11 protein-coding genes and 1 pseudogene are annotated in these 10,110 nt (G+C 67.9%); 4 read left to right on the forward strand and 8 right to left on the reverse strand.

Going from position 1 to position 10,110, the window contains the following annotated elements; translation table 11 throughout:
- The 3 genes and pseudogenes from ACWELQ_RS26520 to ACWELQ_RS26530 form a co-directional block, all read left to right on the forward strand.
- Nucleotides 1-383: pseudogene (locus ACWELQ_RS26520) on the forward strand (L-asparagine permease); the annotation flags it as partial.
- The gene (locus ACWELQ_RS26525) at nucleotides 380-1,435 is read left to right on the forward strand and encodes an asparaginase domain-containing protein (RefSeq protein WP_452399761.1); all 1,056 of its coding nucleotides are present in this window, start codon (nucleotides 380-382) and stop codon (nucleotides 1,433-1,435) included. The pseudogene ACWELQ_RS26520 and the gene ACWELQ_RS26525, both read left to right, overlap by 4 nt.
- Nucleotides 1,436-1,498: 63 nt before the next feature.
- The gene (locus tag ACWELQ_RS26530) at nucleotides 1,499-2,896 is read left to right on the forward strand and encodes an aspartate ammonia-lyase (protein WP_452399762.1); all 1,398 of its coding nucleotides are present in this window, start codon (nucleotides 1,499-1,501) and stop codon (nucleotides 2,894-2,896) included.
- Nucleotides 2,897-2,915: 19 nt separating this feature from the next.
- Here the strand turns inward: ACWELQ_RS26530 and dprA are convergent, their stop codons facing one another.
- The 7 genes from dprA to rplS all read right to left on the reverse strand — a co-directional run bounded on the left by dprA (nucleotide 2,916) and on the right by rplS (nucleotide 8,476).
- Nucleotides 2,916-4,088, reverse strand: a complete 1,173-nt coding sequence (dprA, locus tag ACWELQ_RS26535) for a DNA-processing protein DprA (protein ID WP_452399763.1) — start codon at nucleotides 4,086-4,088, stop codon at nucleotides 2,916-2,918.
- Nucleotides 4,085-5,593 carry a YifB family Mg chelatase-like AAA ATPase gene (locus ACWELQ_RS26540; protein WP_452399764.1) on the reverse strand — a complete coding sequence of 503 codons (1,509 nt, stop codon included), beginning with the start codon at nucleotides 5,591-5,593 and terminating at the stop codon, nucleotides 4,085-4,087. The genes dprA and ACWELQ_RS26540 overlap by 4 nt, the downstream gene beginning before the upstream one ends.
- 1 nt (nucleotide 5,594) lies before the next feature.
- Nucleotides 5,595-5,951 carry a YraN family protein gene (locus ACWELQ_RS26545; protein WP_452399765.1) on the reverse strand — a complete coding sequence of 119 codons (357 nt, stop codon included), beginning with the start codon at nucleotides 5,949-5,951 and terminating at the stop codon, nucleotides 5,595-5,597.
- A gap of 85 nt (nucleotides 5,952-6,036) precedes the next feature.
- A complete protein-coding gene (locus ACWELQ_RS26550; RefSeq protein WP_019929973.1) occupies nucleotides 6,037-6,342 on the reverse strand; it encodes a DUF2469 domain-containing protein in 306 nt (101 codons plus the stop codon).
- 46 nt (nucleotides 6,343-6,388) lie between these two features.
- A complete protein-coding gene (locus ACWELQ_RS26555; protein ID WP_452399769.1) occupies nucleotides 6,389-7,072 on the reverse strand; it encodes a ribonuclease HII in 684 nt (227 codons plus the stop codon).
- A gap of 84 nt (nucleotides 7,073-7,156) precedes the next feature.
- Entirely contained in the window at nucleotides 7,157-8,038 is an 882-nt protein-coding gene (gene lepB / locus ACWELQ_RS26560) for a signal peptidase I (protein WP_452399766.1), read from the reverse strand.
- 96 nt (nucleotides 8,039-8,134) lie between these two features.
- Entirely contained in the window at nucleotides 8,135-8,476 is a 342-nt protein-coding gene (gene rplS, locus ACWELQ_RS26565) for a 50S ribosomal protein L19 (protein WP_120737548.1), read from the reverse strand.
- A 389-nt stretch (nucleotides 8,477-8,865) separates the two neighbouring features.
- Here rplS and ACWELQ_RS26570 point away from each other — a divergent pair, with 389 nt between their 5' ends.
- Entirely contained in the window at nucleotides 8,866-9,360 is a 495-nt protein-coding gene (locus tag ACWELQ_RS26570; protein ID WP_452399767.1) for a hypothetical protein, read from the forward strand.
- Here the strand turns inward: ACWELQ_RS26570 and ACWELQ_RS26575 are convergent.
- Nucleotides 9,361-10,110, reverse strand: a 750-nt coding sequence (locus tag ACWELQ_RS26575) for a thiamine pyrophosphate-dependent enzyme (protein WP_452399768.1), incomplete at its 5' end; no start/stop codon positions are given. It lies immediately after the preceding gene.

Consider the following 10,110-nt stretch of genomic DNA (forward strand, 5'->3'; position numbering starts at 1 on the left):
CGGGTGTGGTGCTGAATCTGCTGGTGCCGCAGAAGGCCTTCGAGATCGTGCTCAACCTGGCCGGACTCGGCATCGTGGGCACCTGGGCCTCGATCATGGTGTGCCACTGGATCTTCGTGCGCCGCGCCGGGCGGGGCGAATACACCCGGCCGGAATTCCGGCTGCCGTACGCACCCGTGCTCAATGTGCTCACCCTCGGATTCCTGGTCGCCGTCGTGGTGCTGATGTTCTTCGACGCCGAGGTCGGGCGCATCACGCTGGCGGCGTTCCTGGTCGTGGTGATCGCCATGGTGGCGGGGTGGTACCGGGTGCGCGGGCGACTGAACCCCGATGTCCTCGCGAACCTCGATTCCACTGCCCCGGAAGGGAAGACCGCGCCGTGACTGACATCGTCCACGACACGGTGACTCTGGATCTCGCGGTTCTGCGCGTCGAAATCCTGTACACCGGAGGCACCTTCGGCATGGTCGACGGCGGGGACGGGCTGCGCCCGCGCACCGGGATCGGCGGCGATGTGGCCGAGCTGATCGACGCGTACACCGACCGGTTCGGGATTCCGGTGGAGTTCCGCTACCGCGAACTCGAGCAGGTCATCGACAGTGCCCATGCCGGTCCCGAGACCGTCGGGGTCATTGCCGAGCAGGTGCGCGCCGCGCTGCGAGCCACCCGGACCGGCGGCGGCGCCCCACCCGACGGCGTCATCCTCATCCACGGCACCGACACCATGGCCTACACGGGCGCACGCCTCGCCTTCGAACTGGGCGACCTCGCCATCCCGGTGGTGCTGACCGGTGCGCAGATCCCACTCGGGCAGCCGGGCAGCGACGCCGGGGAGAATCTGCTGCTGGCCCTGGATTCGATTGCCACCCGGCCCGCTTCGGGCACGTTCATCGCCTTCGGGTCGCGGCTGCATCCGGCCGTGCGGGCCAGCAAGCGCAGCAGCCACGGACGCGACGGTTTCGTCACCGTGCGTCCGCACACCCCGCCACCGGCCCCGATCACGTCGCCGATCGGGGCGGCGAAGGCCGAAACGCCCTCCCCCGTCGGTCTTTTCACCGTCTTCCCCGGGATGGACACCGATCTGCTCGATGCCGCGCTGCGCATCTATCACGGTGGTGTGGTGCTCGAATGCTACGGAGCCGGAACCATGCCCGCCTCCGCGGCGGCGGTCGACGCGATCCGCAAGGCGACCGAGCGCGGCACACCCGTCGTGGTGATCACGCACTGCGACAGCGGATCTGTCGACCTGAGCCTGTATCAGCCCGGACGGGCGCTGCTCGCCGCGGGCGCGATCGGGGGCGGCGATCTGACCCGGGAGGCCGCGCTGGCCAAACTCGCGTACCTCGCCGGCCTCGGACTCCCCGCGAGCGAGATCGGCCGATGGATGACGACCAATCTGCTCGGTGAACTCACCGAAACCCCGGCGGGCCACTGAGTTCCCGCCTGCCCGTTCCCTTCTCTTCCCCGCCAGCCACAAGCCGATCGGATGGAGCCGACCATGACCGAGACCCGCACCGAACACGATTCGCTGGGCGCCCGCGAGGTGCCTCGGGACGCCTTCTGGGGTGTGCACACCGCGCGCGCCCTCGACAATTTCGCCATCTCCGGGGAGCGCCTCGGGAACTATCCGGCGCTCATCACCGCCCTGGCCGCGGTCAAACAGGCCGCCTGCCAGGCCAATCGGGAGCTCGGGCTGCTCGATGAGCGGCGCGCCGACGCCATCGAGGCCGCCTGCACCGAAATCCGGGGTGGGGCATTGCACGAGCAGTTCCCCATCGATCCCATTCAAGGCGGTGCGGGGACCTCGACCAATATGAACGCCAACGAGGTCATCGCCAATCGCGCGCTGGAGCTGCTGGGCCGCGGGCGCGGCGACTACGCCGAGCTCGATCCGCTCGACCATGTCAATCTCGGCCAGTCGACCAATGATGTGTACCCGACCGCGGTCAAGCTCGCCGTCATCGCGCACATCCGGCTGCTGATCGCGGCGTTGGAGCGGCTCGCGGACGAATTCGCGCGTAAGTCGGCCGAATTCGGCGATGTCATCAAGATGGGCCGCACCCAGTTGCAGGACGCGGTGCCCATGACCCTCGGACAGGAGTTCGCCACCTTCGCGATCATGCTGCGCGAGGACTGCGCGCGGCTGGCGGAGGGCACGGCGCTGCTGCGCGAGGTGAATCTCGGCGGCACCGCCATCGGCACCGGGATCAACGGGCATCCGCTGTATCCCGCGCTGGCCTGCGCGCGGCTGGGCGAGCTCACCGGGGAGCAGGTGGTTCCGGCCGAGAACCTGATCGAGGCCACCCAGGATTGCGGTGCGTTCGTGCAGGTGTCGGGCATTCTCAAGCGGGTGGCGGTGAAGCTGTCCAAGACCTGTAATGATCTGCGGCTCATGGCTTCCGGGCCGATCACCGGGCTGCGCGAGATCACGCTGCCGGCGGTGCAGGCGGGCTCGTCGATCATGCCCGGTAAGGTGAATCCGGTGATCCCCGAGACCGTCAACCAGATCGCCTTCGAGGCCATCGGCGCGGACCTGACGGTGACCATGGCCGCCGAGGGCGGGCAGTTCCAGCTCAACGCCTTCGAGCCGATCATCGCCTACAGCCTGCTGCGCACCACCGCCCACCTGACCGCTGCCGCCGACACCCTGGCCACCCGCTGCGTCAACGGCATCACCGCGCACCGCGACCATCTGGAAGCGGGCGTGAACCGCTCCATCGGCATCGTCACCGCGCTCACCCCGCACATCGGTTACGCCGCCAGCGCTCGGATCGCCAAGCACGCCTTGAGCACCGGGCAGCCGGTCGCCGAGGTGGCCACCGAACTCGGACTGCTCGCCCCCGAGACCGTCGCCGAACTGCTCGCCCCGCACCGCTTGGCCGGTCTGCCCGACTGAGAATCCGGATCCCACGAGATCACCGATGCCTATCGTGGTCGGCAGCGATGGCCGCGCTGGACGTCGTCGCCGCGCTGCGATACCAGCCGTTCCCATCGCAGCCGACCAACCCGGCGATCTCCAAGGCCGACAACGTGGCTCGCACCACCGGCAGTGACAACCCCGTATCGGTGACCACGGCGCGCGGCAGCCGGGACCCGGTGCCGGGCAACGACGCGTACACGAGCGCCTCGTCACCCGAGAGGTTGTCCTCCGGATTCGGCGGGACCGCTCCCGGCAGCGAAAGCCGCAGCGGCCCCGCCTCATCGAGAATGTCCTCGGCCCGCGTGACGATGAAAGCCTCACCCTCCCGGATCATCCGATGGCAGCCCACCGACGCCGCGGAAGTGACCGGCCCCGGAACCGCCATGGCCGGACGCCCCAACCGCCGACACCATTTCACCGTGTTCCGCGCCCCGCTGCGAATTCCGGCTTCCACCACCACGACTCCGTCCGCGAGCGCCGCGATCAGGCGATTGCGCGCCAAGAAGTAGTGCTTGCGCGCGGAGGTGCCGGGCGGATACTCGGTGACGACCAACCCGGTATCGGCGATCTCGGCAAGCAGATGATCATGCTGCACCGGGTACGGCCTATCTGGCCCGCAGGCCAATACCGCAATCGTCACCCCACCGACCGCCAGCGCCGCCCGATGCGCCATCCCGTCGATCCCGAATGCCGCCCCGGACACCACCGTCCATCCACGCGCGGCCAGCTCCCCCGCGATCTCCCCCGTCGCATGATTCCCGTACCCGGTACTGCACCGAGCCCCCACCACCGCGATCGACTTCTCGGTGGCCTCCAGCAGCGATCGCTTCCCCCGCACCCACAACACAAGCGGCACAGCCCCATCCGCGTCATAACCCGGATCCAACTGCCCCAACCCCAGCAGCCGCCACGCAGGCCACTCCGCATCATCCGGCGTCACCACCCGCCCACCGAGCCGCTCGATATGCGCCAAATCCGCTTCCGCCCTATCAATCCCCCGCCGCAACTCGGTAGGCCCCCGCAACACCTCCGGCAACGCACACTCCCGCACCGCCCGAGCCGCCTCCACCACCCCCACCGCCCCGATCAACCCCGACAACGCCGCACAAGGCCCCTCCACCACCCGCGACAAATACACCCAAGCCAACCGCCGCTCATCGGCATTCATGCCACACCTCGCTGCCGGAAGCTCAGGGCCTGCAGAATGTCGTGGGCATTCGGCATTTCGCCGCCACGCAGGTCCGAAATGGTCCAGGCGACCCGGATGGCGCGGTCGGCGCCGCGCGCGGACATGCGCCCGTGCTTGAGCGCGTTCTCCACCGGAGCGAGCGCCTCGCGCGGAAGCCGGAAGCGCTGGCGCAGTACATGTCCCGGGACCTCGGCATTGGTCGACATGCCGAGATCGGCCCAGCGTTTCGACGCGGCCTCGCGCGCGGCGGTCACTCGGGCACGGACGACCTCGCTGCATTCGACCTCGTCGCCGCTGAACGCCCCCGCCGCTTGCGCGTGCATCTGAACCGCCAGATCGATCCGATCCATGAGCGGGCCGGAGAGTTTGCCGAGATAGCGACGGCGAGCCAATGGCGCACAAATGCAATCGATATCCCGGGCCGGTGCGCACGGACATGGATTCGCCGCCATGACCAGCTGAAAGCGTGCGGGATAGCGCGCCACCCCATCACGCCGCGCGATACGAACCTCGCCCTCCTCCAACGGAGTTCGCAGGGCCTCCAGCACCTTGGTGCTGATTTCCGCGCACTCGTCGAGGAACAGCACGCCACGATGCGCACAACTCGCGGCCCCCGGACGGGCCGAACCCGAACCGCCACCGATCATGGACGCCACCGACGACGAATGGTGAGGAGCCACGAACGGCGGCGCGGTCACCAGCGGGGCGTCGTCGGACAGCGTGCCCGCCACCGAATGAATCGCGGTCACCTCCAGGGAATCCCGCTCCCGCAGGGGCGGCAGCAGGCCCGGGAGGCGTTGGGCCAGCATGGTTTTGCCGATGCCGGGTGGGCCGGTGAGCAACAGGTGGTGACCGCCTGCGGCGGCGACCTCGAGGGCCCAGCGGGCCTCGTCTTGGCCTACCACCTCGCGCAGGTCTCCGATCGAGGTGGGGGACGGGGGGTCGAGCGGCTCGGGGTGGGCGAGTTCGCCACCGCCGCGCAGCCAGTCGAGCAGCTCGATCAAGGTTGCGGCGCCGAGGACGCGGATCCCGTCGACCAATCCCGCCTCGGGCAGGGCGTCGGTGGGGACGATCACTGTGCGGCGGCCTGCGGTGCGGGCGGCCAGGACCGCGGGCAGGATGCCGCGCACTCTGCGGACCCGGCCGTCGAGGGCGAGTTCACCCAGCAGAACCGATTCGGCCAGCCGGTTCGACGGGACGGCGCCTGCCGCATCGAGAACGGCCCCGGCGAGGGCCAGGTCGTAGACGCTGCCCACCTTGGGCAGGGTGGCCGGGGACAGGGCCAGGATTACGCGGCCATCGGGCCACTTCTCGCCGGAGTTGGTTACCGCGGCGCGGACTCGGTCGCGGGATTCTTGGAGGGTGGTGTCGGGGCGGCCTACCAGGTGGACCGAGGGGAGACCCTGGCCGATGTCGGCCTCGATTTCTACGAGTTGGCCTTCGACGCCGTTCACGGCGACGGAATAGGCGCGGCCCAGGGGCATGTCAGAACACCGCCTCGAGGTGGCGGATTTCGGGTGCGCGGCCAGGGAGCAGCAGGACGGAGACCACGTCGAAGCGGACTCGGGACCAGGGGCCGGGCTGTTCGCGCAGCCACCGGGCGGCGAGTTCGCGGATGCGGCGTTGTTTGCGGTAGGTGACGGCTTCCTCGGGGCGGCCGCAGGTCAGGCCGGTGCGGGTTTTGACCTCGACGAACGCGGTGATCTCGCCGTCGCGGCCGATGATGTCCAGCTCACCGAAACGGCATCGCCAATTGCGGGCGATGATCTCCATGCCGGCCGCGCGCAGAAACCCCGCCGCCAGTTCCTCCCCCTGCGCTCCGAGCGCCAGATGCTGTGCCATTCAGCCAGCATGGCCGGGCCCGTGCGGGGCCCGGCCATGCCGAACTGGGAAAACAGTGGAGCTGTGGATAAAGACGGCCTGTGGATTACTCCGGAAGCCGCAGGTCGGTCTTCTCCAACTCCTCGATATTCACGTCTTTGAAGGTGATCACGCGAACGTGCTTCACGAAGCGCGCGGGCCGATACATGTCCCAAACCCATGCATCCGACATCCGCACTTCGAAATACACCTCGCCATCGGCGTTCTGCGGTCGCAGTTCGACGGAATTGGCGAGGTAGAAGCGACGCTCGGTCTCCACCACGTACGAGAATTGGCCGACGATGTCCTTGTACTCGCGGTACAGGGATAGCTCCATCTCGGTTTCGTACTTCTCGAGGTCCTCGGCGCTCATCGGGTGGAACGTCCTCCTTGTCGCCCAACGACTGGGTGTAGAGACATCATCCCGCATACGCCGTATCGGTAGCCACTCGGCCGGTCTCCCGGACGTTTCGCCAGGACCGACGGTGCTCGGGGGTGATGCCGAGGCGGGTCAGCGCCTCGTTGTGCTCGGGGGTGTTGTAGCCCTTGTGGGCGGCGAACCCGTAGCCCGGATACTGCGCGTCCATCTCGACCAGCATGCGGTCGCGGGTCACCTTGGCCAGCACGCTGGCCGCGGCGATGCATGCCGCCGACGCATCGCCGCCGATCACGGGCAGTGACGGCACCGGAATGCCGGGCACCCGGAAGCCGTCGGTGAGGACATAGCCGGGCACCGGATCCAGGCCCGCCACCGCGCGGCGCATGCCCTCGATATTGGCGACGTGGATGCCGATGGCGTCGATCTCCCAGGCCGGGATCACCACCACCTGCCATGCCAGCGCCAGCCGTTTGATGATGGGGAACAGCTCTTCGCGGGCGTTCTCGGTGAGCTTCTTGGAGTCGTCGAGACCGGCCAGCGAGGTGTACGCCTTGGGCGGTAGCAAGCAGGCGGCAACGACGAGCGGCCCTGCCGCGCAACCGCGTCCGGCCTCGTCCACGCCCGCGACGGGACCCAGTCCGCTGCGGATCAGCGCCGCCTCGAGCGTGCGCTTGCCACCGGCGGACCGCATGACGACGCGCGGGGGCCAGTCACCGCGGTCGATCCGCTGAATCTTCTTGCCGCCACGCGCTTTCGCGGCGGCGCTCACCGTGTTCCCCACCGATCGATTATCCCGCGTTCGCCGTTTCTACTGGGGGTCCTGCGCCCGGACCGGACCGATCCGGCTGGGCGGCCAGATCTTGAACACGGCCTTGCCGCGCACATCCTTGATCGGGACGGTGCCCTGCAGTTCGTCGGTCATGTGGTAGCGGGAGTCGGCGGATTCGGCGCGGTTGTCGCCCATCACCCACAGGTTGCCGTCCGGCACCTTGACCTCGGGGAACGCCCGGCCGCCCGCATTGAACTGCACGTCGGGGTGGGTGGGGTCGAAGGGGTTGTTGAACTTCACGTACGGCTCGTTCAACGGCTTCCAGTCCGAGCTGCCGGCATCCTTGACCAGGATGTTGCCTTGCGCGTCACAGCATTTGACCGACTGCCCGCCGGTGGCGATGACCCGCTTGACCAGATCGTTCTCGTCCGGCGGCACCAGGCCGAAGAAGGACAGGAAGTTCTGCACCCCGCGCACCGCGGTATTGGTGGAGCGAATCGACTTGTAGTGGCTGTTCCAGGAGCTGGTCGGCCCCACGAACACCACCACGTCGCCCGGCTTGGGGTCGCCGAAGTAGTAGCTCAGCTTCTGCACGTAGATGCGGTCGCCGGTGCAACCCGAGCAGCCGTGCAGGGTGGGTTCCATGGACTGCGAGGGAATCACGTAGGGCCGGCCGATGAAGGTCACCAGCAGGGCCACGATGAGCGCGGCGAAACCGACCAGGATGGGGAGTTCCTGCCAGAACGGGCGCTGCTTCTTCTTCGGCTTCGCCTCGGCGCCCGCAGCGCCCTCGGCGGCATCGGGGCCCTCGGGGGTCTCCGGCTTCTCGGAAGTCCCGGAGGTCCGCGAGGTTGCGGGCTTGTCCGCCCGGTTCTCATCGCCCGACCCGGACATCGTCACCGACTCGCTCTCGTCTGCCACCGGAACAGAGTAGCCCGGCACCGCGAAGATCCATGCGGTGCCGGGCTACTCGGCGTTTGAGAAGACCGTTCCCGAACTGGTCGGGAGGTCGCTACCTCAGCGCTTTTCCTTGATCTTGGCGGCCTTGCCGCGCAGATCGCGCAGGTAGTACAGCTTGGCGCGACGCACGTCACCGCGGGTCACGACCTCGATCTTGTCGAGGTTGGGGCTGTGCACCGGGAAGGTACGCTCCACGCCGACACCGAAGGAGACCTTACGCACGGTGAAGGTCTCGCGGATGCCGCCGTTCTGGCGGCGGATGACGACGCCCTTGAAGACCTGGACGCGTTCCTTGTTGCCTTCGATAACCTTCACGTGCACGTTGACCGTGTCACCCGGGCGGAAGTCCGGGATGTCATTGCGCAGCGAGCTGGCGTCGACGAAGTCGAGGGTGTTCATTTCCGTCCTTATTGGAGTTCGCGCGAACAGAGGAACCTGGCGGCTGGCCCCGCGAGGGGCGCTCGACCGGTTCGTGCTCCGGATATTTGGGCGGTGCCCGGGCACGAGTGCGCCCAAGGCAACCTGAGCATTGTGCCAGACCAGCGAACCGAGCCGTGAATCGGGGTCGCCGGGAGGTGCCAGCAAGACAACCGACCGGTCGACAATAGCCGCCGGGCGGTTCGGGTCGCCGGGGAAGGCACGCCGCGTCGGCGCGGATGGCACGCGCCGGACGGATGCAGCCCTGTGAATCGCAGCGAAATATCCACTGCCCCTTAGTAATCCGCCGATCGGACGGTTCACGCGGTAGTAGCATGTCCGTGTGCTCGGGCCTTACCAAGGAGATCGAAATGAGCGCACCCTACGTGTACAAGAACATCCTGATCGTCAACACACGATCGACCAGTCCGAATGTTCTGTGCGCCACACAATCGGGACCGAGCTTCATTCCACAGCTCAGCGTCTACAAGGGCACCCTGCCCGCGAACTGCCATTGGAATATCGGATGGGCCAGCCTCGGCGCGCAGTTCACCATCGAGATCACCGACACGGCCTCGAGCAACACCTATCAGCTGGCCATACCCACCAACGGCAAGAATGACACGCTCGTCTCGCTGGTCAGCAGCGGCTCGTCCGGCTACTGCACGGCGTGGGCGTTCGCATATCCGACCCGCCTGCTCTCGGGTCTGGGCACGGGAATGCATTCCTACGACGGAACCCAGGGCACGCTGTCGCTGGACGCCGGAAAGTATCCGACTCCGATCGTTTACACCTTCAATTCCAACGTCAACCAGACCTGGGAATTCGGCTACAGCATGGACGCCTTGAAGCCGACGCCCTTCTAATCAGGACCGCGTATTCGCGCGGGTGAGCGCGGACGCGATATCGGAGACCAGCGGCGGGTAATCGGTCGTCCCGGTGACAACCTGCAGGAAGATCAATCGATCCTGCTCCGCCGCTGCGGCTTTCAGGCATTGCCGCAATTCGCCGACGGTGGTGGCGCGCAAGGTGAGCACGGAGTCGGCGTCACCACCGAAGGCGTGCGGGAGTTCGGCCCAGCGCCAGGGCGCGATGTCGTTGTAGGGGGCGTCGGGGCCGTGGATGGCGCGTTCGATGGCGTAGCCGTTGTTGTCGACCAGGATGATGACGCCGTTCATCTGCTCGCGGATCCAGGTGCCGAGTTCTTGGATCGAGAGCTGAGCCGCGCCGTCGCCGATGACCAGCACCGCGCGGCGGTCGGGGCAGGCGATGCCCGCGCCGAGGGCGGCGGGGAGGGCGTAGCCGATCGAGCCCCACAGCGGCTGGCCGAGGAAGGTGATGCCGGTCGGCATGCGCAGGGTGGCGAGACCGAAGAAGGCCGAACCCTGGTCGGCCACGACGATGTTGTTGTTGCCGAGGGCCTCGGCGACCAGCGGCCACAACGCCGCCTGGGTGAGCGGGGCGTCGGCGGCGGGCGGGTCGGCGGCCGCGGTGTCAGCCTGGGCGGGAAGCGGTGCGGGAGCGGCGAATTCGGGGGCCAGCTCGATGAGGATCTCCAAGGCGGCGTTCAGCGACAGCGGCGCGAAGGCGTCGACTCCCCCGATGACCGTGCGCTC

Source organism: Nocardia sp. NPDC004722 (assembly GCF_053601505.1).